Source organism: Pseudomonadota bacterium, assembly GCA_039818985.1.
GTDB lineage: Bacteria > Pseudomonadota > Alphaproteobacteria > Sphingomonadales > Sphingomonadaceae > Alterisphingorhabdus.
Genome location: JBCBSU010000002.1, coordinates 49968 through 76601, shown reverse-complemented (window position 1 = coordinate 76601; position 26634 = coordinate 49968). Strand labels below are relative to the sequence as shown.

The window sequence follows — 26634 nt, the reverse complement described above, 5'->3', positions numbered from 1 at the left end:
TTTGAGTCTACCCCCTCAATGCATGCTCGAGCCGTTTTCTTTTCTGTTATTTATGTAATCAAGGCAATTGAATATCGATGAAATGATAGTGAAAGCAGTTTAATAGAGGAATATTATTACAGTATTTACTATATCGATCCCGTAACAATATTTATACTGTTCCAAAATAGCGGCTTGGCTGCTTAAAGTGCAAATTGGTGCGAATGGTGCTTTCTATCGCTGGCGCCCGCTCAGCCGCTGTTGCGCAGCGCCGTCGCGATCGCGTTGATCGTCAGCTGGATGCCTTCGGAAATGCGGTCATCACTTTCCCCCGCCCGGTGTCTTTTGATCAGCTCGATCTGGAGCAGGTTGAGTGGCTCGATATAGGGCAGGCGCAGCTGTATCGAGGTATCGAGCGCGGGCGTCTTTTCCAGCAGCCGCGATTGCCCGGTAATCTGCAACAGACTGTCGCGGGTGCGCTGCCAGCCATCGCGGATACGCGGGAAGATAGCGCTACACAGCGTCTGGTCCCCGATCATGTCCGCATAGAGCGCGGCAATATCCATATTCGACTTCGCCAGCACCATCTCCATATTGCCCAAAGTGGCGCTGAAAAACGGCCAGCTTTCGGCCATCTCTCTGAGCACCCCCTTGTCGGCAAAACCGTCCAGCGCATGGCCAAAGCCATACCAGCCGGGCAGCATCACCCGTGCCTGGGCCCAGCTGAATACCCAGGGGATGGCACGCAAATCCTCGATCGCATGGCCCTGGCTGCGGCTTGATGGACGCGAGCCGATTTTCAGCGTTGCGATTTCGGCGATCGGCGTCATTTCACGGAAGAAGCGGGTGAAACCGTCGGTGTCATAGACCAGTGCGCGATAGGCGCGAAAGGCATCGACTGAAAGCGCACGCATCGCTTCGGTAAAGCGTTCGCGTTCGGTGTCGGCGCGGGCGTCGGGGCACAGGCTGGCAAGCAAAGTCGCCGAGACCATCGCTTCCAGATTGACCGCCGCGCTTTCCACTGTGCCGAATTTGGCGGCGATGACCTCGCCCTGTTCGGTGATGCGGATGCGGCCCTGCACCGTGCCTGCTGGTTGCGCCTGAATGGCGCGAAAGGCCGAGCCGCCGCCGCGGCCGACCGCGCCACCCCGGCCATGGAAGAGCTGCATGCCGATATTGGCAGACTCAAAAACAGCGGCCAGCGCCCGGCTTGCCTGATTGAGGCTCCACACCGAAGTGAGATAGCCGCCATCCTTGTTGCTGTCGGAATAGCCGATCATCACTTCCTGCACACCGCGTGCACGGACCATGTCACCGATATCGTCCAGCGCGAAGAAACGCGCCATGATGTCGGGCGCGTTTTCCAGATCCTCGATGGTCTCGAACAGCGGCACCGCCATGATCGCCGATTGCGGCGGTCCGCCGTCATTGGCGGCGTGATAAAGCCCAACCTCCTTCAGCAGCAGATAGACTTCCAGCAGGTCGGATACGCTCTCGGCTTTGGAGATATTATAGGTGGTGATCGATGCCGGTCCGAAACGCTGATGCGCCTCGGCAGCGGCCTGGATAATCGCCAGCTCCTTGACGCTTTCTGCGCTGAAACCGTCGCTGCTGCGTACCAGTGGCCGGTTATGCACCAGTTCGGCGCGCAACAACGCCACCCGCGCCGTCTCGTCCAGACTCAGATAATCCCCGCTCACCCCGGCATGGCGCAGCAGTTCGGCAACCACCCGTTCGTGCACATCGCTGTTCTGGCGCAGGTCAAGCGTGGCGAGATGGAAGCCGAAGGTATCGATGGCGCGGATGATCCGGCCCAGCGCACCGGTGCTGGTGAAATGGCCGTCGCCGCGCCTGGCGAGGCCATGAGCGATGGTAACCAGATCGGCGCGCAGGGCGTCGGGGCCATCATAGGGTGTGGCAGAAATGTGCGAGGGCCGGTGGCTGGCACTGCCGGTCAGCGCCTGGTGCGTCGAGTCGAGTCGGGCATAGATGCCGGTCAGTGCGCGGCGATAGGGCTCATCGGCACGGCTAGGGGCATTATCGCCACTGATATCGGCGAGCGCCATCACCGCTTCGGGTACCTGACTTAACTCGGACGAGATGCTGAGCTCCGCCCCGACGGCATGGATGTCGTCAAGATAGCGCCGGATTACCGTGCCGGCGCCGCGCGAAAGCGCCAGTCGCAGCGTATCGGCATCGACAAAGGGGTTGCCGTCGCGGTCGCCGCCAATCCAGCTGCCGAGCCGCAGGAAACTGGGCGGGCGCTTGCCCAATATCCGTTCCCAGCGGGCATAGAGCATCGGCAACACCGGCAGAAATACATCACGCATATAGCTGTGCGCATTCTCTACCTCATCGGCAACAAACAGCTTTTCGCGGCGCAGTGTCCGGGTCTGCCACAGCAGCGCGATCTGGCGGTAGATCGCATCTTCGATGTTGTCGCCCAGCGGGGTTTCCTCGGCGCCGGTGTCGCGCAGCTTCATCAGCTCGGCAATGCGGGTGCGATGGTCGATGATGCTCTTGCGGCGCACCTCGGTCGGGTGCGCGGTCAGCACCGGCACGATCAGCGCTTCTGCAAGCAGGACATCGATTGCCTCGTCCGATACCTCTGCCGCGCGCAAATGCTCGACCGCCTCGGCCAGCGTTGCCCCTTCTTCCTGCGTCACGCCCTGGCGATCCTCGGCCAGATTGGCGAGCAATGAGAACAGCATGAAGCCGCGAACAAAGGCCAGCGTCTCGTCGAGAGTCAGCGCCTCGATGCCGGTATCTACGGCATTGCTGCCGCTGATCTTGCGGTGCCTGTCGACACTGGCGGCGCGGATATATTCGGTACGCTGGTAGAGTGTCTCACCGCCATAATGACGAATGACATTGCCGAGCACCGCACCGAGATAGCGGATATCGGGGTTCTGGGTGATTCGGTTTTCGCCGTCGGAGTGACTGGGTTCGGTCATGGTCAGAAGCTGACCTGTCGCGCGGGGCGCGTCAAGCAGCGCGGACGATTTGCATGATATTCGGTTGGTAGGACTCAGCGCTAATTCGCTGCCGAATCCTCCTGTAGCTGGTCGCGGAAGAAGCTGACAATGCGCGGCCAGTTGTCCTTGCGGGCAGCATTGTTGCCGGCGGCGCTACCGCCCATCGCAGCCATATCTTCGTAATTCTCGTCATCTTCCTCGCGCGGTCGACCATAGAGGAAGTGCCCGGCATCCTCATAGGCGAGCACTTCAACTTCGGGGCCATTATTGTCTTCGGCGCGGGCATCCATTGCCCGGGCCATGTCGCAGGCGGGCCATAGCGCGTCATCCTCGCCGCAGACCAGTAGCACCGGACCGGCAATATCTTCGACGCGGATGGCGGCTTCGGGATGGTCGGGTAGCTGATCGAGGCTCTGCCCATACATTTGCCCGACGGTCATGCCGGTGAACCATTCATACCAGGCGGGAATGTCATAGGGCAGATAGTCCACCGGCTTGCCGTCGCGGCTCCAGGATGAGCTGAATTGCGACATGTCCATCGAATTCCAGTCAAAACCCTGCCACACGACATTGCTCGGCATGGTCGCGACAACGGCACGAATATCGGGATTATCGCTGGCGAAGAGCAGTGCGCCCTCGGCGCCCTTGGAACCGCCGATAATACCGATCCGCTCCGGGTCGATATCGTCGCGCGCCTTGAGCCATGCCAGTGCCGCATCGAACGTTTCGAGCGGCACCAGATTGAACGAGCGTGTCTCTTCCGAGGTGAGATAATAGGCCGGATAGAGCACCGAAAAGCCTTCTGCCTGGAGCAGGCGCGCCATCGCATTGCTGGCCTCGGTCAGACCGCCCTCCGATCCGCCGAGCATCAGGATCGCCGCATGCGGCCCGTCGCCATTGGCGGGGAAGAAATTGGCCGGACGGTCGTTGAGCGTGATCCGTTCGCCACCGCCTCCCGGATCGTCGACCGTAATCGGACGTTGCGGCTGGAAGAAAATAAAGGCGGCAATCGCTCCGACCACGATGATCAACAGAATGAGGCAGCCAATGCCGGTCTTCTTTTTCCACGTCATGTTCGCCAGCCTCTCTCGCTTGTCGTCGGGCTTCTAGCAAAAGGACCTGCTGATAAACAGAGGGATCGACAAACGCTGCCTTGTATTCTGCCTATAGGTATGCCGCCTGTGGTCGCTGCCAAATCAGAAGCGAGGCAGCGCTTATCCCGCCGTCTCGATCTGGCGGTCGATAATCGGCAGCTCGATGGTCATTGGCTTGCGCTTTGCGGGTAGCGGGGCGAGATTGCGATAGATGACCAGCTCGCTCTCCTGCGCATTGTAATTGGCCTGCATCGCAACGCGGTGCACTTCTTCGAAACCTGGGGATCGCAGCACCGTTTGCAGCCGCGCCATCTGGTCGAGATCGGTCCAGAAATCGGGTTGGGCAACCACGTACGACACCGAATTGTCGCTGATCAGATCGGCGATCTCGGCATTGCTGTAGCTGGTCTGCTTGACGCCGAGCTCGCGCCGCACCGCGATTGTCAACAACAGCTTGTCGGCGCGGATGGTGTTGAGATCGGGCCGGTCGGCCAGTGCGCGCATGCCATAGATGAACGCGCCGTCGCGATAGCCGGAGAACAGGATATTGCTGTCCTGCGGTGCATTGTCGGCGATCCAGGCCACCGCCTCGTCATAGCCCGCGACATAATGCACCGGGCGTTGCGTCAGGGTGATGCCGAGCGTGGCGAGACCGGTGATGATCATAAGCGCTGCCTGCACCCTGGTATCGCGTACCAGTGTTGTCGCGGCATAGCCCGCCGCCAGCGCCAATGGCAGCAGCAGGAAGATGCTGTGCCGCGCTTCCTTCAGGTCGATGGCGGAAAAGAACAGATAGCCGATCACCAGCCACAGGCCAAACAGCCAGAATGCCGAGCCGCCATCGGATAGGGCGGCATCCCGGCGACCGCGCCGAAACCAGGCAATGACAGCCAGCAGCGCCAGCGCCAGCGCCGGCCAGCCAAGCTGATCGGGGAATTGCCGGGCATACCAGATCCAGCCCTCAAACGTTCCGCGCGAGGCGACGCTGTCGGCAACGCCGGTAACCGACTGGGCATTGGCCTGGCCGAAATTCAGTGTCAGGAAAATCAGCGGCCCCAGCAGCATCAGTGCGCCGATGGCGGTAATCCAGTATTCGTGCATCCTGACCAGTGCCACGCCATGGCGGCGCAGCAGCACCAGCGCATAAACCGGGGCGACAAAGCATATCGAGATTTTGATATACATCGCCGCGACCAGCAGAAACGCCGACAGGAAGAGCGACCATTTCCGGCCATTATCGAGATGCCGCAACAGCGCCCATGCACTCCACACCAAAGGTGCGAAGGCGGGTATCTCGGTCATGATCTGGCGGCCCCAATAGGTGACTTCGGGCGCACTCGCCATGATCAGCGCCACGCCGAAGCTGACCCCGGCAGAGAAATAGCGCCGCGCCAATGCATATACGCCGCTGACAAAGGCGCAGTAGAACAGGAAATTGACCAGCAGCGCGGTTTCCTGCGACACGCCGAAGATCGCATAAAACGGTGCTAATGTTGCCGGATAGAGCGGTGGATAGAACAATATGGTTACCGCCGGATATTGGCCATAATAGTCATAGGCCCAACCCTTGGGATCATTGAACGGCAGGTCTTTCAGCAGGTCGAAGATAAAGGCGCCGTTGAGCGCATGGCGTGGTGAATCGGGCCAGGAGAAGCTGTTGCCCTGCGGCGCGCCGGTAATGAACAGCACCGCGACAAGGCCGCAGAGCAAGACACAGAGCAGCAGGTTGCTATGGCGGGCCATGGCGAATGCCTCAGGCCGTCCGTGCGACCATGATGCAGCCGGCCGCGATCAATATCGTGCCGCCAATGCGCATCGGCGAGACATCCTCGCTGAGCAGCACCGCGCCGATGATCATCGTCAGGATGAAGCTGATGCCGACAAAGGGATAGGCGACCGAGAGATCGGTCTTCGACAATACCCAGATCCACAACAGCACGCTGACAGCATAGATCGTCAGGCCGAGCCAGATCCCGGGGGACAGCGCGGCATTGGTCAGCGTCGCCATCGGCCTGTGGTCGAGCCCACCGGCGCTGTTGAGGCTGGCAGAACCGAGTTTCAGCGCATATTGCGCGATGGCCGAGAGCGATACGGCGACAAGGATGGCGATAAGCTGGGCTGGCGACATGGTGGTCCCTTACAGGCTGACATAGCGGGCAAAGACGAGCGTGGCAGCAAAGGCGAGGCCGATAATCTGGCTGACCCGGTCCTTGAGCGCAAACAGCACCGGATCATCGTTGATCTTGCCGCGCCGCGCTCCGACCCACAGGCGATTGGTCCAGTAGAGCATCAGGAAGCACAACATCCACAGTGCCTGTGGTGTTTGATATTGCGCCGCGACTTCGGGGGTGTTGACGAACAGCGCCAGCACCACCACCGCTGCGGTGGCATTGGCGGTGCCAAGCGAAAAGGTGGTTTCAGCATCGCTGGCCCAGTAGTTGCGCCCGCCAATGCGCTCGGTCATCGGCATATTCTCCTCGCTACCCTCGGCCATATGTGGTGGCGGCACGGCTGACGCCGCGTTCTGCGCCAGTTCGACATAGCGTTTGAGATAGGCAAGACTGACGAACACGAACACCGAAAAGGCGAACAGCCAGAAGGACAGCGCTACCGCTATTGCGGCGGCACCCGCCATCAGTCGCAATGTGAACAGGGCAGCCAATGTCATCACATCGGCGGTGGAGACACGTTTCAGCGCCAACGAATAGGCGCTGGTCAGTACCAGATAGCCGAGCAATAGCGCGACAAAGAGCGGGGGCAGGGTAGCGATGGCAAGGGCAAAGCCGCCCAGCGGCAAGGCGACGGCACCGATAATGCCGCTGACAATTGGCAGGTCACCTGCAGCCAGTGGGCGCTTGCACTTGGTCGGGTGCTTGCGGTCGGCGCTGAGGTCGAGCAGGTCGTTGGAGAAATAGGTGCCCGAAGCCACCAGCCCGAAGCTCAGAAACGCCAGTATCGCCGCCAGCACCGCCGCCGGATCGCCATAGGCATGGGCGGTGAGCAGCGGCACGAAGACCAGCGCGTTCTTGGCCCATTGGTGCAGCCGCATGCCTTTCAAAAAGGCGCGTGCTGTCGAGCGGCTGCGGCTGAAGCTTTGCACCGGCTTGCCCGCCTTTTCAGCGGCGCGGATATCCTGTGCCGGGGCATCGGCGAAGATCGTGCCCGCTGCAGCCTGCCAGATGGCGCGGTCGGCGGGGCTGTCGCCGGCATAGGCAAAAGGCTGGCCCTGGGCATAGGCCTGGATTGCCGCCAGCTTGGCCTTGCCCTTCAAATTATGCCGCGCGCTGCTGGCGAGGACATCATCGAACAGGTCGAGATTGTGTGCGAAGCGCTGGGCGATCTTCCAATGCGCCGCAGTGGCGAGCACCAGCTCGGCACCATCGCTTTTGAGCGCGTGCAAATGGCGCAGCAGGTCGGTGCGTACGGGAAGCGAGGCAATATCGAGCGGTGCATGACGCGCCAGTTGCGATTTCAGCACAGAGCGGCCGGCGAACAGCCAGAGCAGCAGCTTCCAAGCGTGTAGCGGATGGGCGCGGACATAGGCAAAGGCCGCCTCGAACAGGGTGTCGCTGACCAGCAGCGTGCCATCGAGATCGACAAAAACGAGCGAAATATCGTCGCTTATGGAGTTATGAACGTTCAATGCTATCTGCCTGCGCGCGCTTTCTGCCGCACCGGGATAGCGCAATATGCCTAAGGATGCGTTAGTTTTGTTCGAAGTAGAGTAAGGTGGAATCATAGTCTTCCCTCTTGAGGGGGAAGATTGGATGGGGGTGTGCGGCGTTGATGGTTTCGCTCTTTACGGCGAACCTTGGAGCACCCTCACCCCGACCCTCTCCCTCAAGGGAGATTGAGAAAGGCTCAATCCCCGCCGACACGCTCCACATCGGCGCCGACTGACTGGAGCTTTTCCTCGAGCCGCTCATAGCCGCGGTCGAGATGGTAGAGCCGGTTGACATGGGTCTCGCCCTCGGCCGCCAGCCCGGCAATGACCAGCGACATCGAGGCGCGCAGGTCGGTCGCCATGACCGGGGCGCCAGTCAGGCCCTTGACGCCATGGACCACAGCGGTGCGACCCTTGGTTTCGATATGTGCGCCCATGCGGTTGAGCTCGGGCACATGCATATAGCGGTTCTCGAAGATGGTCTCGGTCAGCACGCTCGAACCTTCGGCCAGGCACAGCATGGCCATCATCTGCGCCTGCATATCGGTGGCAAAGCCGGGATAGGGCGCGGTGCTGAGCGTCAGCGGATGCAGCGTGCCATTGGTGGCGATGCGCAGGCCGTCATCGGTCGGCTCGACAATCACCCCGGCGCTGCGCAGTGCCGCAACCGTGGCTTCCATCTCGTCCTCGCGGGCATTGACCAGCTCGACATCGCCGCCGGTGATCGCGGCGGCACAGGCATAGCTGCCCGCCTCGATGCGGTCGGACATGACACGATAGGTCGCGCCGTGCAGCCGGTCACGCCCGGTGATCGTCAGCTCCGATGTGCCGATACCGTCAATCTTCGCACCCATGGCGACGAGCAGATTGCACAGATCGACAATTTCGGGCTCACGCGCCGCATTTTTGAGGCTGGTGACGCCTTTCGCCAGAACTGCTGCCATCACCGCATTTTCGGTGGCGCCGACCGAGACCACCGGGAAGGTGAAATCGCCGCCTGCCAGACGACCGCCGGGAGCTGTTGCCTTGACATAGCCGCTTGCCATTTCGATTTCCGCACCCATTGCTTCCAGTGCCTTGAGATGCAGGTCAATCGGCCGGTTGCCGATGGCGCAGCCGCCGGGCAGGCTGACCGTTGCCTCGCCTTCGCGTGCCAGCATCGGGCCGAGCACCAGGATCGAGGCGCGCATCTTTCGCACCAGATCATAGGGTGCGACATTGCTGGTTACCCGCGTCGCCTGCAAAGTCATCACCCGGCCGAAATCGCCGGGGCGCGAGCCGGCAATGCTGGTCGACACGCCGAACTGGTTCATCAGATGCTGAAAGCCGTCAATATCGGCGAGCCGCGGCAAATTGCGCAGCGTCACCGGCTCATCGGTAAGCAGGGCGCAGGGCAGCAGGGTCAGTGCGGAGTTCTTCGCGCCGGAAATCGGCAGCCTGCCGGTCAGGCGCTGGCCGCCCTTGATAATGATCTTGTCCATGGGAAAGCGTTTAACGCTGCAACTGGCTTAAGCAAGGCTGAACCGGGAAGTGCCAAAGGCGTCGGGGGTAAAAACTTTTCGCGTCATGGCTGTTACGCCATGCTTCGGCTCAGGCTTTTTCCAGCGTGCATTGCAGCGGGTGCTGGTTTTCCTTGGCGCAGTCCATCACCTGGTTGACCTTGGTTTCGGCGACTTCATAAGTGTAAATGCCGCACACGCCGATGCCCTGCTGGTGCACCTGCAGCATCACCCGCGTCGCCTGTTCCATGTCCATGCTGAAAAAGCGCTTGAGCACCGCGACGACGAATTCCATCGGGGTATAATCGTCATTGAGCAGCAGCACCTTGTACTGGCTCGGCTTTTTCGGCTTGGCGCGGGTCTTGGTGGCGATGCCGACCTGGCTGTCGCCATCATCGCCGTCATCCTCGTCGCTGGCGCATAGCGGCGCAGCTGCCAATATCGCCCGGCCATTGTCCCGGACGAATTGCGGCAGCATATTTTCGGCTTCGTCGCCGGGATGCGGTGCGGAGGAAATCGGCATGGTCACAAGAATATCGTTATTCCTGCCTGTGGTGCAAGAGGTGAGTCGCGACTGATACGCAAGTTCAAAGACTAAAATGCAGAAAGGGCCGGAACAGTTCCCTGCTCCGGCCCTCTGATACTGATCGGATGCCGTCAGCATCCGTAAACTGCCGAAGCGAATCAGGCAGCCTTTTTCACATTCTCGACAGCAACGCTGACGCGGTTCGAGATCGGCTGGAACGCTTCGCCGGCCAGCTTGACGAACATTTCGGTGTTCTTCGAGGTCTGGCTGACAGCGGTGTCGATGGTCTTGCGCAGCGTTTCGGCCTGCAGCTGGAAGAATTCGGTCGGCGACTTGACGGCAGCGAAGTCCTTCATGGTCGCGGTAACATCTTCGAAGTTCTTGCGGGTGTCGGAAGCATAGGCCTGACCCATTTCCTGCATGCCCTTGGCAGCAATCTTGCCCGACTCAACCAGCGCTTCGATGTTCGCCTTGTTGAATTCGGTAGCCTGCGAAACATATTCACTGCCCTTTTCGAAGGCGGCCTTGGCACGGCCCGACATGTCGCCGAACAGTTCCTGGGCGCGAGCGGTCATGTTTTCTGCGGTCGCTTTGGTTTCGGTCTTCTTGGTCATTTTTACGTCCTTTCTGGAGGTCGCAGCCTTTTTGGCGGCTACGGGAGTCTTGCGTGTAGTTTTACGGGTTGTCTTTTTGGCGGTGGTGGCGGCGGCCTTTTTGGCAACGGCCTTTACCGGGGTCTTCCTGGCCACTGCCTTTTTGGCAGGAGCCGCTTTTTTGGCAGCTACCGGCTTCTTGGCGGCGGCAGCGGCTTTCTTTGCCGGTGCAGCTTTTGCCGCAGCCGGAGCAACCGAAGCGCTTGCAGCTTCGGAAAATGCCTTCTCCGCAGCTTCCGGAGAAGTGGCGGGCTTGGCGTCAGTGTTGGTCGGCTTGCTGGCCATTGTGCATATCCTGCGTCATTGATGTTGCAGTGCACAATAAGCATTGGCGGCGTCGCTGTCAAGGATTTTTGTGCACCGCACAAAAACCGTTTCTTCGCGATTGTTTAGCGTGCTGTCGCTTGCTTCAACCTGCACCGTTCGGGCTGAGCTTGTCGAAGCCCTGGTCTTCTTTTGCACAATAAGAACAGCCCTTCGACAGGCTCAGGGCGAACGGTATTCCGGGATATAACGCCTAAAATTATTGCTTCACATAGCGCCCGGGCGCGTCCTCGATTGCCGGTTTATCACCCTTGCCCGGGATGCGCGCGCCCTTTGCCGCGACTTTTTTCGGTGCCTGTTTCTCCAGCCATTGCAGCCAATAGGGCCACCAGCTTCCGGGGTGTTCTTCCGCGCCTGCGATAAAGGCCTCGAGACTTCCGGTCTCTTCGGGGTTGGTCCAGTACTGATATTTTTTCGCCGCCGGCGGATTGACCACTCCGGCAATATGGCCTGACCCTGCCAGCATGAATTCCCTGTCTCCGGCAACATGGTCCATGATTTTCCAGACGCTGTCCGCCGGCGCGATATGGTCTTCCTTGCCGGCCTGCACCAGCACCGGTGTGGTGATTTTCCTGAGGTCGATAGGCGTGCCGTCAATGGTGATCGCGCCGGGCTGGACCAGCTTGTTGTCGCGATACAGGTCGGCGAGATAGGCCTTGTGCCACTTGACCGGCAGGTTGGTGGTGTCGCCATTCCAGTGCAGCAGGTCGAAGGGCGGATAGTCCTCACCCAGCAGGTAATTATTGACGACATAGTTCCAGATCAGATCGCGGCCGCGGAGCATGTTGAAGGTTGCCGCCATATAGCGGCCGTCGAGATAGCCGCAATCGGCGGCAACGGTGTCGATCAGCTTGAGCTGCTGGTCATCGATGAACAGTTTCAGGTCACCGGCATGGGCGAAATCGACCTGGGCGGTGAAGAAGGTCGCACTCTTGACCTTATCGGCCTGATCGCGTGCTGCCAGCATTGCCAGCGTTGCCGCCAGCGTGGTCCCGGCAACGCAATAGCCGATGGTGTGCACATCGGGAACGTCGAGCAATTCGCGCACCGTATCGATGGCGTCGATCTGCGAGCGGACATAATCGTCCCAGATGATATCGCGCATCGAACTGTCGGCGGATTTCCATGACACCATGAACAGCGTGATGCCCTGTTCCACCGCCCATTTCACGAAGCTCTTCTTCTCGTTGAGGTCGAGAATGTAGAAGCGGTTGATCCAGGGCGGGAAGATGATCATAGGCGTCTGCAGCACCTTGTCGGTGGCCGGACTATACTGGATCAGCTGATAGAGCGCGGTTTCATGCACCACCTTGCCCGGCGTCACCGCGATATTGCGACCGAGCTCAAAGGCATTGGGGTCGGTATGGGTCAACTGCCCCTTGCGGATATCGGTGAGCATATGCTCGAGCCCGGTCAGCAGGTTCTGGCCCTTGGTCTCGATTGTTTTCCTGATCACCGCCGGATTGGTGAAGACGAAGTTGGACGGGGCGCTGGCGTCGACAATATTCTGCATCGCAAAGCGCAGCTGTGCCTTGGCCTTGGGGTCAACGCCATCGACGGTATCGGTCAGCCGCAGCAGATGCTCGGCGACCATGGTATAGCCCTGGGCCAGGGTGGAGAAGGCGGGGTGGCTGTTCCATTCCTCGGCCTGAAAGCGTCTGTCGACCTTGCTGTTGGCTGGCTTGGCGTCGTCCCCCGGCACTTCACCCGCCAGCAGGCCCTGCCAGAAATTCAGCCCCTGCTGCCAGAATTGGCTCTGCATCTCGAACAGCTGTGTCGGGTCGAATTTGGGCATATTGGTCATCTGCTCCTGCCAATAGGCAGGATCCCATAGCTGGGCCACCGAGCTGGCGACCGATTGCGACGGCTGTTTGCTCGCCATTTCAGCCATATGCTCCATCATCATCTGCTGCGCCCGGCCCATCACCCAGGTCCAGTGCTGCATGTCCTCCAAAGTGGGCATCGCCTCACCGGCAAAGGCGGACATATCCATGTCTGGAAAATCAATACCGGGCGCTTCGGGCGATGAGGCGGACATCGGGGTCTCCTTTGGGCGGTGTCACCGGCCCTGTCTATCAGCTTCCAGCCGCCAGCGTAAGCATTGTCGCGGGCGCGACAGATATTTACGCAACAGCGCCGCCAGACGCACGAAAAACACTCGACAGCATGAGTCGGATCGGTCAAACCTCGCGCATAAACCAATCTGTCGAGACCCAGTGATGACCGAAGAATTTTACCGTATCCGCCGCCTGCCGCCCTATGTCTTTGCCGAGGTCAATGCGATGAAGGCGGCGGCGCGGGCGCGGGGCGAGGATATTATCGATCTCGGCATGGGCAATCCCGATGGCGCGCCGGCGCAGCATATTATCGACAAGCTGACCGAGGTTGCCAATGATCCCAATGCGCATCGCTATTCGGCGTCCAAGGGCATCAAGGGGCTGCGCAAGGCGCAGGCCGATTATTATGCGCGGCGTTTCAATGTCGATCTTGACCCGGAAAAAGAGGTCATCGTCACCCTCGGCTCCAAGGAAGGCCTGGCCAATCTGGCACAGGCGATCACCGCGCCGGGCGATGTCGTGCTCGCACCCAATCCCAGCTATCCGATCCACACTTTCGGTTTCATCATCGCCGGGGCCGCAATCCGCTCCATCCCCGCCGCGCCGGGGCCGGACTTCTTCAAGCGATTGCATTATTCCATGGCCTATAGCGTGCCCAAGCCCAAGGTGCTGGTCATGGGCTATCCCAGCAACCCGACCGCCTATATTGCCGACCTCGATTTCTACAAAGAGGTTGTCGCCTTTGCCAAAAAGCATGAGCTCTGGGTGATCTCCGACCTTGCCTATGCCGAGATTTATTTCGGCAATGAGCCGACGCCTTCGATCTTGCAGGTGCCAGGCGCCAAGGATGTTGCGGTCGAGTTCACCTCGATGTCGAAAACCTATTCCATGGCCGGCTGGCGCATGGGTTTTGCCGTCGGCAATCCGCATCTGGTCGACGCCCTGACCCGGGTCAAATCCTATCTCGATTATGGCGCCTTCACCCCGATACAGGCGGCGGCGGTGGCGGCACTCAATGGTCCGCAGGACAATGTCGATGCCAATCGCGCTCTCTACAAATCGCGCCGTGATGTGCTGGTCGAAAGCTTTGGCCGCGCCGGATGGGAGATACCGCCACCCGCCGCCAGCATGTTCGCCTGGGCACCCATTCCCGAAGCCTTTCGCGAAATGGGCGCGATGGAGTTTTCCAAGAAGCTGCTCGCCGAAGCCCAGGTCGCGGTCGCCCCCGGCGTCGGCTTTGGCGAGGAAGGTGAGGGCTATGTGCGCCTGGCACTGGTCGAGAATGAGCAGCGGCTGCGACAGGCGGCGCGTAATGTGAAGAAGTTTATGGCTGCCTATGGGTAATAAAAACCATAGTTGCGTCATGAGGCAGAGTGGAATGCACCCGTTGAGTTTGATCCGTGCCATCTTGCTTTTCGCCTTGATGGCGTGTTCTTCCCCGGCGTTTTCCCGTGATGATATTGTCGTCAGTTTCTCGCCAGACGCCGCCTTGCAATATAGTCTTGATGCCCTGCAGGCGAAGCGGCCTGATGTGCCCGGATTTGCCATTGCCGTGATTGATGGCGAGCGCCTGGTTACGGCTGCTTCCGGCGTTGCGGCGCCGGACGGGATGCTAATGACCGCTCAGACGCCTTTCCGTCTTGCCTCGGTGACCAAGACCTTTGTGGCGGCTGCCGTGTTGCGGCTTTACGAGCAGGGGCAGGTTGATCTCGATGCGCCGATTTCCGGTCTGATATCGGCCGAACATGCGCAGCTGCTTGAAGCGGATGGCTATGACACGGGCAAGATTACGGTGCGCCACCTGCTGATGCACGCCAGCGGCCTTGATGACCATTTCGGCACCGACGAGAGCAAGGCCTTGGTCTTTGCCAATCCGCTCAAGCAGTGGACCAGGACCGAACAAATACGGCTTCTGGTTGACGCGACCGATCCGCTCGGCCAACCCGGCGAGCGTTTCCACTATTCGGATACGGGCTATGTGCTGCTCGGTGAGATTATCGAGACCGTGACCGGCATGCGGCTTGGCGAAGCGGTGCGCACGCTCAACCGTTTCGATGCTATAGGCATTGCGGCTATGCGCTGGGAGCCGCTTGCCGGCGAGGAACAGGGTGCTGCAAGAGCGCATCAATGGATCGATGGCATCGACACATTCGCACTTGATGGCAGTCTCGATGCCTATGGCGGTGGCGGCCTGATCGGCAATGTCATCGACACCGCGCGCTATTATGATGCCTTGTTCGACGGTCGGATATTCGCTTCGGCGGAGACGCTGCAGCTGATGCAGCAAGCGCCTTCACATCCGGAAGGCAGCCCCTATCGCCTTGGCCTCTTTGCCGGCAGGATCGGCAATCATCAGGTCTATATGCATGGTGGCTTTTGGGGCGTGCACGCGCTGCATGTCCCCAGCCTCGACCTGACCATTGTTGCGGTTGCGCTCGACCAGTCCGGCCACAAGGACATCCGGCAACTGGCTGCGGATCTGGTTGGCGCGCGATAGTCATAACAAGACCCTCTAGACCGGTTTCCCTGCTCTTAAGCGCGCATGTCTTTTGAGGAACCCAGGCTGAAATGCGAGGTGATGCTGGCCACTTGTGGCAGCACGCCTAGCGTTTCTGAGTGGAACGTCTTGTAGCGGCTCAGGCTGTCGACTTCGACGCGCAGCAGATATTCGACCGAGCCGGTGATATTGTGGCACTCGCGCACTTCGCTTGCGCCTTCCATCGCTTCTTCAAAGCTGCGCGCATCCTTGGCCAGATGGGCCGACAGGCCAACCATTACGAAGACGGTGATCCCGCCGCCCAGCTGTGAGCGATCAAGGACCGCGCGATAGCCCCTGATCACACCGGAGCGTTCAAGTTCCTGCACCCGTCTGAGGCAGGCCGAGGCGGACAGGCTCACACGCTCGGCCAGCTTTGCGTTGCTGATTCGTCCATCGCTTTCAAGGAGACGCAATATTCTGCGATCAATATCGTCCATATTCGAATTATATGCGGATAATCGGCTTTATGGCAATGCAGTTTGCAAGCAAATTCGATCAGAATCGGGATAATCTGCTGCAATAGAAATGACTCAGGGAGCGCTTTACAATGTCGCAACAGCTGGCCCCAAATCCCGTACTTCTGCCCTTGGGTGACTATGACTTGTCCCCGGACAGGGGTTTTCTCTGCCGCTATAATCCTCTCTCGCTAACCCTGCCCGATATGTGGTCGGACGCGGCGCAGATTGCGCTGCAACTGCCGGATGTACTGCCTTCGGGGCGTGTGCGTGCTTTTCTGGAGGCCAACCTTCCGGACCCTGAAACGCTCTCCGGCGCTGCGGAGCTTCCCGATGCGCAGGCGCGCATGGCCACCGTCCATTATAGCTTCATGGTCCAGGCCTATATGTGGGGCGAGGAGACGGTTATTGATCGTCTGCCGGCGTGTCTTGCCGTGCCGATGGTTGCACTGGCGGACCGGCTGGAGCAGCAGCCGCTGCTGACCTACAGCTCTTATGTGCTGGACAACTGGACCCTGATCGACCCGGAACTGCCCATTGCACTCGACAATATCCGCATGATCCAGAATTTTCTCGGCGGCCAGGATGAGGCCTGGTTTGTGCTGGTCCATGTCGCCATCGAAGCCTGTGCGGGTCAGGTTCTGGCAAGATTTGGGGCTATCATGGAAGCCGCTGACCGTGATGATCCGCAGGCAGTGCAGGGTCTGTTGGAACAGACGGCGGTGACATGGTCCCGGATCAACGCGCTGTTCGATCGCATGCCCGAACGCTGCGATCCCTATATCTATTTCGAACGTGTCAGACCATATATTCACGGTTGGAAGGACAATCCCGCGCTGCCCAATGGCGTGATTTATGAGGGTGTGACGCGTTACGGCTCAGCCGCGCAGGCGTTTCGCGGCCAGACCGGATCGCAATCCTCGATCGTGCCGAGCATGGATGCGCTGCTTGGTGTCGGTCATGCCGCCGATCCGCTGCGCGCCTATCTCGACCAATTGCATGCCTATCGCCCCAAAGGCCATCGCCGGTTCATCGATGATGTCCGTGCCAGCAGCGGCGTGCGGCCCTTTGCCAAACATGTGCAGTCACCGGCACTGAACGACGCCTATAATGCCAATATTCAGGCGGTGGCGGATTTCCGCTCGCGCCATCTCGAATATGCGGCGAGCTATATCAACAAACAGGGGCGCAAGCATGCGGGCAACGATACCGAGGTCGGAACCGGCGGTACGCCCTTTATGCGCTATCTGAAAAAGCACCGCGACGAGACGCAGGCAAATCTGCTGTGAACGGGTAAAGGTGGCGACAGGCTGGTGGGATCAGGACTGACTGATCCGTTGCCAGCAACCTACTCTCCACCCTCCGGCTTCTTCTTGTATTTCTCGAACCAGGCCAGCGTATAATCTGTCTTGGCATTCAGCCGTGACGGGCGGCTGGCGATGCCGTGATTGGCATCGGGAATACGCACCATCACGGTCGGCACCTTGCGCAGCTGCAGCGCCTGATAGAATTGCTCGGTCTCCGAAATCGGTGTGCGATAATCCGCCTCACCGGTGATCAGCATTGTCGGCGTGGTGACATTGCCGACCAGCGACAAGGGTGAGCGCTGCCAATAATGGTCGAGATGCTCCCAGGGCGGCCCCGGAAACTGGTTGGCGATCTGGCCGATATAGCTGTCCGCTGTCAGTACTTTGGATACCCAGTTGATAATCGGTTTAGCGGCCACGGCGGCGTTGAACCGGTCGGTCAGGCCGACGGCATAGGCGGTGGCGATTCCGCCTGCCGATCCACCGGCGATGAACAGATTGTCCCTGTCGGCAAAGCCATTGTCGATGGCCCAGTCGACCGCTGACATATGATCGGCAAAATCATCGGGGCTGGAATATTTGTCCTTGAGCAGATTGGCGAATTGGCTGCCATAGCCGATTGAGCCGCGATGATTGTCATAGATCACGACATAGCCGGCAGCAGCCATGCGCTGCAGCTCGGCGGAGAAATGCGGGCCATAGGCAAGATGCGGGCCGCCATGGATTTCGATGATCAGCGGATAGGTGCTGCCCGGCTGATAGCCCGGCGGGGTGATGATCCAGCCCTGGATTTCCAGACCGTCCAGCGATGAGGCATAGGTGAATGTCTCGACCCTGCCGAGATCGCGATGCGCCAGCAGATCCTCGTTCAATGTAGTCAGGCGTTGCGCCCGGCCATTGCGATAGGCGTAGAGGTCGGCGGGACGATAGGCACTGCCCTTGGTATAGACCAGCGCGCCGCCGCGCCCGGCATCATAGGTGCCGCTGACATAGGGCCGGCCAATGGTGGTGCCGCCAATGCCTTCCACCACAACCCGGCGGCGGCCATTGGTGCCGACCACGCCGATATGGTTCTCGCCGCGATTCTGGAAAGTGTATGAAAGCTCCTTGCCCGACAGCCAGTGCAGGTCACCAGTGCGGCGATCCAGACCTTCGGTCAGGTTGCGGCCATTGCCGCCATAGCGATCCATCACGAATACATTGGTGACCACAAAAGGGTCGCGCACATTGCTGGTGCCCAGATAGGCGATGGAACCTCCATCGGGCGACACTTTGGGGCTGGCCTCGACGCCGGGTCTGTCGGTCAGCTGGCGCAATATAGCCGTGGCGATGTCGATCGAGAAAATATCCGCCTCGCGGCTTTCCAGTTCCCACCCGGCATGGCGGTTGGCGGAAAACAGAATTGTTTTTCCGTCCGGCGTGAAGGAGAGCGGCCCATCATGATTGAAATTGCCGCTGGTAAGCTGGCGCGCGGTGCCGCCCTCGGCGGGGATGACGAATATATGGTCATAGGCCAGCTCCAGAAAACCGGAGCCGTTGGTGCGGTAGCGCGCCCGGTCGATCACCTTGGGCGGATCGGCCCATTTCGCGCCATCGGGCTTTTTGGGCGCTTTGACCAGCTTCTTGCTGTCCGCCTTCACCGCCATGGTGAAGGCCAGCAGCCTGCCGTCGGGAGACCAGCCAAGGTCGCGCGGTGCTTCGGCAAAACTGCCCAGCAGCGCATCGCGCCCCGAACCCAGATAATGGACATAGAGGCCGGTTCGACCGTCGACGCGCTTCATATAGGCGATGCGTGTGCCATCGGGGGACCAGCGCGGTGAGCGGTAGGAGCCGCCATCGGCCAGCAATGGCTGGTGTCCGCTGCCGTCCAGATTGACCAGCCACACATGCGCCAGTGTGCGATCGGTCATGATGTCGTTGAACCGGCGCAGATATAGCGCCTGCTGCCCATCCGGCGAAATCCGGGGATCGTCGGCCCATTCCAGTTCGAACACATCCTCCGACGTAAACAGGCGTGGCGCCTCCTGAGCTTTTGCAGCGGCAACAAGGCCCATAAACAGAATGGCGAAGGTCAAAAGTCGTTGCATGGGAAACCCCGAAATTACCGATATGGTTTTCGGAGATTGTGCGATAACATGCCGCTTTGCAACGGAAACTATGCAAGCGATCTTGCGAAAGGTCTGGCGCTGTTACTGTCCGCGCACCGTCAGCACATCGGTAAGTGCCGGATCGAGCGGGCGCTGGTAAGAACGGGAAAATCAGGCTGTGTCCGAAATGTCTGCTCGCTCAGTCCTTTGCTCTCAAAGAGGCTGGTGTAACAGGAAAGACAGTTTGACATGCAACACTTTCATTGCATAATGTAATCCATGACTGTTCCCTTCGATCCGAAGCTGAGTCGCGTTTTTCGCGCGCTCGGTGATGATACGCGCCTACTCATTCTCGATGAGCTGAGAAAGCGCAATGACCAGACTCTGTTTGAGCTGTGCGCAAGACTCTTCGAGGAGCATGCGATCACTCTAAGTCGTCAAGCCATTACGCGGCATCTCAACACTCTGGAGCGAGCTGAACTTATCCAGACCTCGTGGCGTGGCAGGTCGAAGGTCCATTCTTTTACCGCATCGTCAGTGACCGACGCGGTCCACCCCTGGTTAGAGCCATTTTTTGAAGGAGGCCCAGAATGAGAATGTACGCCAAAAGTGTTGCTGTTGACGATCAGGCCAAAGCTCTTGATTTCTACACCGGCGCGCTGGGTTTTGTGCTCAAGCATGACATTCCCGTCGGCGAGCACCGCTGGATTACTGTTGTTTCGGCTGAGGAACCCGAAGGGGTGGAACTCTGTCTGGAACCAAATGCGCATCCTGCCACGCGTGAATACCAGAAGGCTCTTATGGCTGACGGCATTCCGTTTACGGCATTTCAGGTGGACGATGTTTCTGCGGAAGTGGAGCGTCTTGAGGAACAAGGCGTCAGATTTACCCAGCCGCCTCTAAAGGCCGGTGGTGCGAAAATTGCGGTATTCGATGATACCTGTGGCAACCTAATCCAGCTCATGGAGCTGCTATGATCGTGTTGTATGATTCAACATCCCGCGCTTCAAACTTTGGCGCTTCATAGACGTCCGGGGAGCTGCTTTACCAGGAGTGTAAACGAATGAAAGATATCCCGGGAATCGACGAAGACGGCAATCCCAAAAATGGCCCGTTTGAGCTCTACTTCAAGAACGGCCATGTTTCTTGTCAGGGTGAGTTCGACGGCGGAAAGAAATCAGGTACGTGGAAATACTTCCTCAATAATGGCCAGATGCAGTCTTCTGGCAGCTACAAGGACGGAAGGATTGTTGGCCAATGGCAATGGTTTTACAAAACCGGTGAACCACGCGCGACGGGTGGTTTCGACGATGAAGAACAAAAGCACGGTGCATGGAAGCGTTATCATCCCAATGGTCAGCTCTGGGACGAAGGCCGGTTCGAGCACGGAAAAAAGAAAGGCACGTGGAGAGTTTATGATGAGGACGGCGCGCTTCTAAAGACGCAAGAGTTCAGTTAATGACGGCTGCAAACTGAACATGCCTGCTGCTCCGGGTTCACGATATTTTCTGGATGAACCCCGGGTGCATATTCCGTCTTTTCCCTGACCCGGTTCGGATATCAATATCAGAAAGCGGCCGGGAGCCTGTCACTTCCCGCGAACCATCAGCACATCGGTTGGTGCCCAACCCAGCATCTCGCTGGCGCGACTGCCGATAGTGGCCTGGGTGAAGCCCGAGCGACCATGGGTACCGAGCACCAGCAGGTCCATATCCTCGCCCAGCAGCATGTCGTAAATGCTCTGATGCAGATTACCCTCGAGCACGGCGGAGGTGATGCGCGCCCGGTCGGTCTCGGTCAGCTCGAGATCGTCCAGAAACTGCTGCATCTCGCGCTCGGCATCGCCGCGCATCTCATCGGAAACGCCGTCGGATTTGAGCCAGGCCGAATAGGCAACATGAAAGGCATGGGCGAGGGTGATATGCGCCTTGGGGAACAGGGTGAGTGCGGTTTGCACCGCGTTTTTCGATGATTCGGAAAAGTCCACCGCGACCATGATCTTGCGGTAGGTGTGATGCGCCCGTTCCTTGACTACCAGCACCGGTGCCTCGGCGCGGCGCACGACATAGTCGACTGCGGTACCGAGAAAGAAATCGGTGACATTATTATGCCGCGCCGCGCCGACAACGATGATATCGGCATCGAGGCCCCTGGCAGTCTTGGCGATGGTCTCGGGAACCTTGCCATGGGCCACCACCACCGAACAGGCATCCATGTCGGCGCCATAGCTGCGCTTGAGCTGTTTCTCGACACTGTCCTGGTCGACGCGTGACTTGTCGGCATTGGCGAACAGCACAGCGCGCTGCGCGTCCCATTCCTCCGCCAGCATGGCGGCGCGCAGGAATGGTCGGTCGCTGCGCGCGGTCAGATCGGATGCTATCAGGATTGTCTTCGCCATTTTGTCCTCCACAGCGCCCCGGCAGCTGCCTGGCGCCTTGCCCGGATGACGGGAAGCGCGCCTGTGCTGACACCCGCTTCTGTCATCATTGGCTGACATGTGTAATCGGCTGCGCCCGATTTTGTAACCCGAAAATCAACGCAATAGATGCAATCTATCCGCTAGCCGCATGGTGCTTGAAAAACATGGCTGTCAGTAGCGGGGAACGGATATTCCATTGCCATAAATGGGTCTTAAGAACCTTGCAGGATCGTCGCCCCTATTGTGTGTGCGGCGTAATGTGTATGACGGCTCGCCAATGAGGAAAATGTCCGGATAGTCCATGCATATCGAGTTACTGGATTCGCTGATGGTCAAGATCGCGCTGATCGGCGCGCTCGGCATAGGCGCGCAATGGGTGGCGTGGCGTACCGGCCGCCCGGCTATCGCGCTGATGCTGATTGTCGGCATCGTTGCCGGGCCGGTGCTGGGCATTATCAATCCGGAAAATGATTTCGGCGCGCTGCTCGATCCCATTGTCAAGCTGGCGGTTGCGGTGATCCTGTTCGAGGGCGGGCTCAGCCTCAATTTCCGGGATTTGCGCATCGCCGGATGGGCGGTGTCGCGGCTGGTGCTGGTCGGAGTGCCTGTCGGTTGGGCGCTGGGCACAGCGGCGGCCTATTATATTGCCGGGCTGTCCTTGCCGGTGGCGGCGCTGTTTGGCGGTATATTGGTGGTCACCGGGCCAACGGTGATCGGGCCGATGCTGCGCAATTTGCGTGTCGGCGCCCGGGTGCGCGACATCCTCAAATGGGAGGGCATCGTCAACGATCCGATCGGCGCGCTGCTCGCCGTCGGCATCTATGCCTATATCACCTATGACAAGGGCGGCGGCGCGGCCAATGTCGCCTTTGACGTGCTCGGTGCCAGCTTTCTCGCCGGGGTGATTGGCGGGGTGCTGGGCTATGGCATGACCTGGCTGTTCCCACGCGGCTATGTGCCGGAATATCTCAAGGCGCCGATCCTGCTGATCGTGGTGATTCTCGGCTTTGTCCTCGCCGACCTGATCATGCACGAGACCGGGCTGATCACTGTCACCATCATGGGCGTGGTGATGGCCAATCGGCCCTATTATGCCAGCCGCGCACTGCACCGATTCAAGGAGGACCTGTCGGTGCTGCTGATCTCCGGTGTGTTCATCCTGCTGTCGGCGCAACTCGACTGGGAGACGCTGCAGAAATTCCAGCTGCAGTTCATCCTCTTCCTGCTGGTGCTGTTGTTCGTTGTGCGGCCGCTGACCGTGTTCACCAGCCTGTTGTTCAGCTCTGTGCCGTTGCGTGAACAGGCCTTTATCGGCTGGATCGCGCCGCGCGGCATTGTCGCGGTGGCAATTACCGGGCTGTTCGCCAAGCGACTGGTCAATAGCGGTTATGAAGATGCCGAGGCGCTGGTGGCGCTCAGCTTCGCCGTGGTCATCGTCACCATCTTTGCGCATGGCTTTTCCGCCCGCTGGGTGGCGCAGCGGCTGGGCATAGAAGAGGGCGATGGCAAGGCGGTGATGCTGGTCGGTGCCAATCGCTGGACGCTCGAACTGGGCGCCTTCCTCAAATCGCTCGATATTCCGGTGACCATCTCCGACACCAGCCGCTTTGCCCTGCGCGGGGCGCGTCAGCGTGAACTCGACATCCATGATGGCGATATTCTCGACGAGGCGCTCGACGACAGCATCGATATCGGTGCCTATCAGCATCTCATCGTTGCCACCGATAATGACAGCTATAACCAGCTGCTCAGCTCCGACCTCGGTCCCGAGGTTGGCTATGACCGGATCAGCGCGGTCAGCGTTGACAGCAATGCGCCCGATGAAAGCGGCGAGCGCGCCATGCGCGGACGAATATTGCTCGAGAACGGCACCAGCTATGCCGATCTGGTTGATCGGGCGCGCGCCGGCTGGGTGTTCAGCCGCACCCGGCTGACCGAGAAGTTCAGCTATGATGATTTCCGTGCCAATCTGGGCGAAGGCGAGGAACCGGTGGCGATTCTCAAGCCCAATCAGAAGCTGTTATTCTTTTCGGCCCAGGCGCGTCCGGTGATTGAGCAGGGTGACCAGATCATCAGCTTCGTCAAACCCGACAGCCCCGAAGAGATCAAGGCGTCACGCGAGCAGGAGAAGGGCAGCAAGCCCGAAGAGCAGGGGTGATCGCTCAGCCTCGGCGCGGACCAAATAGCGCACTGCCCACCCGCAAATATGTCGCGCCTATTTCGGTGGCGGTGACATAATCGCCCGACATGCCCATTGAGCGTTGGGCGAGGCCATGATCATCGGCCAGCTTGTCGAGCAGTGCAAAATAGGGTGCCGGTTCGCGGCCGGCAGGCGGGATACACATCAGCCCGATAACCGGGATATCATGGCCCCGGGCCGTATCCAGAAGCGCGGCGATGTCACTGACTGCGCAGCCGCCCTTCTGGTCCTCATCGCCGATATTGACCTGGATCAGGCAGGGGACATGTTTCTGCTGTTCCGCCATCGCTTTGCCCAGCGCCTTCGCCAGAGAAGGCCGGTCGAGCGAATGGATCATGTCGAACAGGCGCACCGCATCGCCAGCCTTGTTCGATTGCAACTGGCCGATCATGTGCAGCCTGATATCGGGATGCTGCTCACGCAGAGCGGGCCATTTTCCCGCCGCTTCCTGCACCCGGTTCTCACCGAAATCCTTATGGCCCTGGGCGATCAGCGGGGTGATCGCCTCGGCAGGATGGGTTTTGCTGACCGCGATCAGCATGGGCGGGTTGTCGGCACGATTGGCGCGCTGGCATGCTGCGGCAATATCTGCCTGCACCGAGGCAAGGCGCTCTGCGGCGCTGTCGCTGCTATTGTCTTCGCTCATGCTGCCACCCTATAAGCACGACCATGCCGGCTTTCCAGTCACCTTTGCCGACTCGTGGTGAAGACCTGCCCTGGCTATGGCTGTTTACCGATGCGCGCGCGCAGGCCAGGCTGGATGGCGCTATTACCGCCTTGCCCCCCGGCAGCGGCATTGTGTTTCGTCATTACCATCTGCCCGAGGCCGAGCGCCGTGCCTTGTTCACCAATTTGATGCAGCGCCATGCCGCTGCGGACCGGATATGGCTGTGGTCGGGGAACGCTAGGACAGCACAGGCATTGGACGCCGATGGTGTTTACGCCCCGGCACATGGGCCACAGGCCGGCCCGGTCGCGCTGCGGCGCGGCCTATGGCTGGCTGCGGTGCATGATCTTGCCGAACTGGCGATGGCGGCGCGTCGCGGCGCCGATGCCGTATTTATCTCGCCGGTCTATCCGACACGCAGCCATCCGGGTGCCGCGACACTGGGGCCGATGCGCTTTGCCGCGATTGCGCGCCTCGCCCGCTGCCCGGTCTATGCGCTGGGCGGCGTAACCCATGCCAACCATGCACGGCTGGCACGTTTCAGCAGCGGCTGGGGGGCTATAGATGGATTGTCAGAGAGAGGCGGCTAGCAAAAAGCCGAGGTCAGAAGCGGAACTGGGTTCCGACATAAACGGCTTGGCTGTCGGTCTGCTTGCCGGTCAGCGGTGCCAGCCGGTCACGTTCATCGCGCAGGCGCACACCTGCGGTGACGTTGAGATTGCCGCTGACGCGATAGCTGCCGCCGACATCGACCGAATAAGCGGTGTCGCCTTCAAATGTGCGCGGGCTGCTGCCGACCTGGGTCGAGGAGTCGAGCTCAATGCGCGGATTGAAGCGGCTCTTCTTGCCGCTATCGCCGCGCCCCGGTGCGCTGCCCAGTTCCGAAAGATCGGGAACATCGATTTTCTTGACCGTGTCGGGAAGGGCAAAAGTCTGCCAGCCCTTGGCGACGCCGAGGCTGTAGCTGGTCGGGGTGATCTTCACCGGTGCGACACCTGCACCGACTTCGGCAGCGGCTTCGCGGATCGCCACGGCTTCGCTTGCCTCGCTGAGGACACGTGCGGCAACGGTTACGGCGCGTTTGCCGGTGCCGTCTTCGGCGGCGGGTGTGAAGCGGAAATTGCTGCTGACCTTGAGGTCGGCAAGTTTCAGCGATGATACCAGTGTGTCATCGATAGAAGCCGGAGTGAAGGAGCCGATGCCGCCGCGTGCGCTGAGCGGGATGGGTTCGGCGTTGAAGCCATTGCCCGAAGCGAAGCTGACCGAGGGCATGGCAGCAAACACGCCAACAGCCAGCGCGCCTCCCATAAATGCCGTTCTCAGTCTGTAGGACACCTTGTCAATCTCCTTGATCCCGCCATATGGCAATGCGCCTGCAAATGCATCCGCATATTACTGCATTTCGGCGATTCATCACGATATGTTGCAATTCCTCCACAAATTTTGCGCAGTTTTGCGTCATCCGGTGATTCGGCCTTGCCATGCGGCATTAAACCATCATGGCTTACATGATGATGAATGATATGGCATCACTGCCGGGCGATAGGTTCAGGCTATCGATTATGGTAAATCGCGGCGTAATATTCGTTGCCTTAAAGCAACGCGGACAAGGTTCAGGATAAAGCCATGTTGACGCTTGTGATTGGCCGGTGCTGATCGTAAAGCGATGCCGTGGGACAGACAGTGAAGAGAGGGAATTTCATGTCGCAGCCAAAAGCGATCAGGCGGGGTATCGGCAGAACAGCGATGGTGCTGGGTTGTTCGATGGCGCTGCTCACCGCATGCGGTGGCGGCAATGATGACCGCCCGGAGGCCAGCATCGCGCCGTCGCAGGTGACCACCATCGGGGTGAACAGCTATTTGTGGCGCGCTTCGCTCGATACGGTTTCCTTCGCGCCGCTGGTCCAGGCCGACAGCGCTGGCGGCGTGATCGTGACCGACTGGTATTCGACCCCCACCAACCCCAATGAGCGGGTAAAGATCACCATTTCGATTCTCGATCAGGATTTGCGCGCCGATGCTCTGCGTGTTGCCGCTTCGCGCCAGGTCGCGCAGCAGGGTGGCTGGATCAATGCGCCGATCCAGGCGGCGACGGTGCAGAAGCTCGAACAGATCATCCTGACCAAGGCGCGCGATCTGCGTCGCACCGCCCTTTACGACGAGTAACCCGGCCCCGCGGCAAGGATCCG

General features: G+C 59.7%; 24 protein-coding genes. 10 read left to right on the top strand and 14 right to left on the bottom strand.

Annotated elements, in window-relative coordinates; genetic code table 11:
* Positions 1-230 precede the first annotated feature (230 nt).
* From ppc to AAFX04_11980, 8 genes are all read right to left on the bottom strand, one after another.
* Positions 231-2933 (bottom strand): phosphoenolpyruvate carboxylase, encoded by a 2703-nt coding sequence (gene ppc, locus AAFX04_12015; protein MEO1046157.1) that lies wholly within the window; start codon positions 2931-2933, stop codon positions 231-233.
* A gap of 80 nt (positions 2934-3013) precedes the next feature.
* Positions 3014-4027, bottom strand: a complete 1014-nt coding sequence (locus tag AAFX04_12010) for an acyl-CoA thioester hydrolase/BAAT C-terminal domain-containing protein (protein MEO1046156.1) — start codon at positions 4025-4027, stop codon at positions 3014-3016.
* Positions 4028-4168: 141 nt separating this feature from the next.
* Complete coding sequence (locus AAFX04_12005) at positions 4169-5791, bottom strand: glycosyltransferase family 39 protein (protein ID MEO1046155.1); 1623 nt, start codon at positions 5789-5791, stop codon at positions 4169-4171.
* Positions 5792-5801: 10 nt separating this feature from the next.
* On the bottom strand, positions 5802-6176 hold the full coding sequence (locus AAFX04_12000; protein ID MEO1046154.1) for an EamA family transporter: 375 nt from the start codon (positions 6174-6176) through the stop codon (positions 5802-5804).
* A 9-nt stretch (positions 6177-6185) separates the two neighbouring features.
* Entirely contained in the window at positions 6186-7691 is a 1506-nt protein-coding gene (locus tag AAFX04_11995; GenBank protein ID MEO1046153.1) for a UbiA family prenyltransferase, read from the bottom strand.
* A gap of 218 nt (positions 7692-7909) precedes the next feature.
* On the bottom strand, positions 7910-9193 hold the full coding sequence (murA, locus tag AAFX04_11990) for a UDP-N-acetylglucosamine 1-carboxyvinyltransferase (GenBank protein MEO1046152.1): 1284 nt from the start codon (positions 9191-9193) through the stop codon (positions 7910-7912).
* A 109-nt stretch (positions 9194-9302) separates the two neighbouring features.
* Complete coding sequence (gene clpS, locus AAFX04_11985) at positions 9303-9689, bottom strand: ATP-dependent Clp protease adapter ClpS (GenBank protein ID MEO1046151.1); 387 nt, start codon at positions 9687-9689, stop codon at positions 9303-9305.
* A gap of 206 nt (positions 9690-9895) precedes the next feature.
* Positions 9896-10312, bottom strand: coding sequence for a phasin family protein (locus AAFX04_11980; GenBank protein MEO1046150.1), 417 nt, complete (start codon positions 10310-10312; stop codon positions 9896-9898).
* Here AAFX04_11980 and AAFX04_11975 point away from each other — a divergent pair.
* Positions 10311-10697, top strand: a complete 387-nt coding sequence (locus AAFX04_11975; protein MEO1046149.1) for a hypothetical protein — start codon at positions 10311-10313, stop codon at positions 10695-10697. The two genes, AAFX04_11980 and AAFX04_11975, sit on opposite strands and share 2 nt — an antisense overlap.
* Before the next feature lie 216 nt (positions 10698-10913).
* On the opposite strand, the gene phaC is transcribed toward AAFX04_11975, so the two are convergent.
* The gene (phaC, locus tag AAFX04_11970; GenBank protein ID MEO1046148.1) at positions 10914-12707 is read right to left on the bottom strand and encodes a class I poly(R)-hydroxyalkanoic acid synthase; all 1794 of its coding nucleotides are present in this window, start codon (positions 12705-12707) and stop codon (positions 10914-10916) included.
* A 226-nt stretch (positions 12708-12933) separates the two neighbouring features.
* Between phaC and AAFX04_11965 the strand changes: the two genes are divergently transcribed.
* Together AAFX04_11965 and AAFX04_11960 are read left to right on the top strand one after the other, a co-directional pair.
* A complete protein-coding gene (locus tag AAFX04_11965) occupies positions 12934-14115 on the top strand; it encodes an LL-diaminopimelate aminotransferase (protein MEO1046147.1) in 1182 nt (393 codons plus the stop codon).
* 79 nt (positions 14116-14194) lie between these two features.
* Positions 14195-15268, top strand: a complete 1074-nt coding sequence (locus AAFX04_11960) for a serine hydrolase domain-containing protein (GenBank protein MEO1046146.1) — start codon at positions 14195-14197, stop codon at positions 15266-15268.
* 35 nt (positions 15269-15303) lie between these two features.
* On the opposite strand, the gene AAFX04_11955 is transcribed toward AAFX04_11960, so the two are convergent.
* Positions 15304-15747, bottom strand: coding sequence for an Lrp/AsnC family transcriptional regulator (locus AAFX04_11955; GenBank protein MEO1046145.1), 444 nt, complete (start codon positions 15745-15747; stop codon positions 15304-15306).
* A gap of 149 nt (positions 15748-15896) precedes the next feature.
* Between AAFX04_11955 and AAFX04_11950 the strand changes: the two genes are divergently transcribed.
* Positions 15897-17054 (top strand): indoleamine 2,3-dioxygenase, encoded by a 1158-nt coding sequence (locus tag AAFX04_11950; protein MEO1046144.1) that lies wholly within the window; start codon positions 15897-15899, stop codon positions 17052-17054.
* Between the two features lie 59 nt (positions 17055-17113).
* Here the strand turns inward: AAFX04_11950 and AAFX04_11945 are convergent, their stop codons facing one another.
* On the bottom strand, positions 17114-19159 hold the full coding sequence (locus AAFX04_11945) for a S9 family peptidase (protein ID MEO1046143.1): 2046 nt from the start codon (positions 19157-19159) through the stop codon (positions 17114-17116).
* Positions 19160-19438: 279 nt separating this feature from the next.
* Here AAFX04_11945 and AAFX04_11940 point away from each other — a divergent pair, with 279 nt between their 5' ends.
* The 3 genes from AAFX04_11940 (at position 19439) to AAFX04_11930 (ending at position 20618) form a co-directional block, all read left to right on the top strand.
* A complete protein-coding gene (locus AAFX04_11940) occupies positions 19439-19753 on the top strand; it encodes a winged helix-turn-helix domain-containing protein (protein ID MEO1046142.1) in 315 nt (104 codons plus the stop codon).
* On the top strand, positions 19750-20136 hold the full coding sequence (locus tag AAFX04_11935; GenBank protein ID MEO1046141.1) for a VOC family protein: 387 nt from the start codon (positions 19750-19752) through the stop codon (positions 20134-20136). Before AAFX04_11940 ends, AAFX04_11935 begins: the two co-directional genes overlap by 4 nt.
* 86 nt (positions 20137-20222) lie before the next feature.
* The gene (locus AAFX04_11930) at positions 20223-20618 is read left to right on the top strand and encodes a hypothetical protein (GenBank protein ID MEO1046140.1); all 396 of its coding nucleotides are present in this window, start codon (positions 20223-20225) and stop codon (positions 20616-20618) included.
* Between the two features lie 129 nt (positions 20619-20747).
* Here the strand turns inward: AAFX04_11930 and AAFX04_11925 are convergent, their stop codons facing one another.
* A complete protein-coding gene (locus AAFX04_11925; protein MEO1046139.1) occupies positions 20748-21557 on the bottom strand; it encodes a universal stress protein in 810 nt (269 codons plus the stop codon).
* Positions 21558-21879: 322 nt separating this feature from the next.
* Between AAFX04_11925 and AAFX04_11920 the strand changes: the two genes are divergently transcribed.
* Positions 21880-23736, top strand: a complete 1857-nt coding sequence (locus tag AAFX04_11920) for a sodium:proton antiporter (GenBank protein MEO1046138.1) — start codon at positions 21880-21882, stop codon at positions 23734-23736.
* A 4-nt stretch (positions 23737-23740) separates the two neighbouring features.
* On the opposite strand, the gene AAFX04_11915 is transcribed toward AAFX04_11920, so the two are convergent.
* The gene (locus AAFX04_11915; GenBank protein MEO1046137.1) at positions 23741-24424 is read right to left on the bottom strand and encodes a YggS family pyridoxal phosphate-dependent enzyme; all 684 of its coding nucleotides are present in this window, start codon (positions 24422-24424) and stop codon (positions 23741-23743) included.
* 23 nt (positions 24425-24447) lie between these two features.
* On the opposite strand from AAFX04_11915, the gene AAFX04_11910 reads away from it, so the two are divergent.
* Complete coding sequence (locus tag AAFX04_11910) at positions 24448-25035, top strand: thiamine phosphate synthase (GenBank protein ID MEO1046136.1); 588 nt, start codon at positions 24448-24450, stop codon at positions 25033-25035.
* 13 nt (positions 25036-25048) lie between these two features.
* Here AAFX04_11910 and AAFX04_11905 read toward each other — a convergent pair whose 3' ends face one another.
* Positions 25049-25753 (bottom strand): hypothetical protein, encoded by a 705-nt coding sequence (locus AAFX04_11905; GenBank protein MEO1046135.1) that lies wholly within the window; start codon positions 25751-25753, stop codon positions 25049-25051.
* A 393-nt stretch (positions 25754-26146) separates the two neighbouring features.
* On the opposite strand from AAFX04_11905, the gene AAFX04_11900 reads away from it, so the two are divergent.
* On the top strand, positions 26147-26611 hold the full coding sequence (locus AAFX04_11900) for a DUF3576 domain-containing protein (protein MEO1046134.1): 465 nt from the start codon (positions 26147-26149) through the stop codon (positions 26609-26611).
* The last annotated feature ends 23 nt before the right edge of the window (positions 26612-26634 follow it).

Coding starts and splice junctions, on each gene's coding strand:
- ppc (MEO1046157.1), bottom strand. CDS start 2,933: ATGACCGAACCCAGTCACTCCGACGGCGAAAACCGAATCACCCAGAAC.
- AAFX04_12010 (MEO1046156.1), bottom strand. CDS start 4,027: ATGACGTGGAAAAAGAAGACCGGCATTGGCTGCCTCATTCTGTTGATC.
- AAFX04_12005 (MEO1046155.1), bottom strand. CDS start 5,791: ATGGCCCGCCATAGCAACCTGCTGCTCTGTGTCTTGCTCTGCGGCCTT.
- AAFX04_12000 (MEO1046154.1), bottom strand. CDS start 6,176: ATGTCGCCAGCCCAGCTTATCGCCATCCTTGTCGCCGTATCGCTCTCG.
- murA (MEO1046152.1), bottom strand. CDS start 9,193: ATGGACAAGATCATTATCAAGGGCGGCCAGCGCCTGACCGGCAGGCTG.
- clpS (MEO1046151.1), bottom strand. CDS start 9,689: ATGCTGCCGCAATTCGTCCGGGACAATGGCCGGGCGATATTGGCAGCT.
- AAFX04_11975 (MEO1046149.1), top strand. CDS start 10,311: ATGTTTTCTGCGGTCGCTTTGGTTTCGGTCTTCTTGGTCATTTTTACG.
- AAFX04_11980 (MEO1046150.1), bottom strand. CDS start 10,312: ATGACCGCTCGCGCCCAGGAACTGTTCGGCGACATGTCGGGCCGTGCC.
- phaC (MEO1046148.1), bottom strand. CDS start 12,707: ATGGATATGTCCGCCTTTGCCGGTGAGGCGATGCCCACTTTGGAGGAC.
- AAFX04_11965 (MEO1046147.1), top strand. CDS start 12,934: ATGACCGAAGAATTTTACCGTATCCGCCGCCTGCCGCCCTATGTCTTT.
- AAFX04_11960 (MEO1046146.1), top strand. CDS start 14,195: ATGGCGTGTTCTTCCCCGGCGTTTTCCCGTGATGATATTGTCGTCAGT.
- AAFX04_11955 (MEO1046145.1), bottom strand. CDS start 15,747: ATGGACGATATTGATCGCAGAATATTGCGTCTCCTTGAAAGCGATGGA.
- AAFX04_11945 (MEO1046143.1), bottom strand. CDS start 19,159: ATGCAACGACTTTTGACCTTCGCCATTCTGTTTATGGGCCTTGTTGCC.
- AAFX04_11940 (MEO1046142.1), top strand. CDS start 19,439: ATGACTGTTCCCTTCGATCCGAAGCTGAGTCGCGTTTTTCGCGCGCTC.
- AAFX04_11935 (MEO1046141.1), top strand. CDS start 19,750: ATGAGAATGTACGCCAAAAGTGTTGCTGTTGACGATCAGGCCAAAGCT.
- AAFX04_11930 (MEO1046140.1), top strand. CDS start 20,223: ATGAAAGATATCCCGGGAATCGACGAAGACGGCAATCCCAAAAATGGC.
- AAFX04_11925 (MEO1046139.1), bottom strand. CDS start 21,557: ATGGCGAAGACAATCCTGATAGCATCCGATCTGACCGCGCGCAGCGAC.
- AAFX04_11920 (MEO1046138.1), top strand. CDS start 21,880: ATGCATATCGAGTTACTGGATTCGCTGATGGTCAAGATCGCGCTGATC.
- AAFX04_11915 (MEO1046137.1), bottom strand. CDS start 24,424: ATGAGCGAAGACAATAGCAGCGACAGCGCCGCAGAGCGCCTTGCCTCG.
- AAFX04_11910 (MEO1046136.1), top strand. CDS start 24,448: ATGCCGGCTTTCCAGTCACCTTTGCCGACTCGTGGTGAAGACCTGCCC.
- AAFX04_11905 (MEO1046135.1), bottom strand. CDS start 25,753: ATGGGAGGCGCGCTGGCTGTTGGCGTGTTTGCTGCCATGCCCTCGGTC.
- AAFX04_11900 (MEO1046134.1), top strand. CDS start 26,147: ATGTCGCAGCCAAAAGCGATCAGGCGGGGTATCGGCAGAACAGCGATG.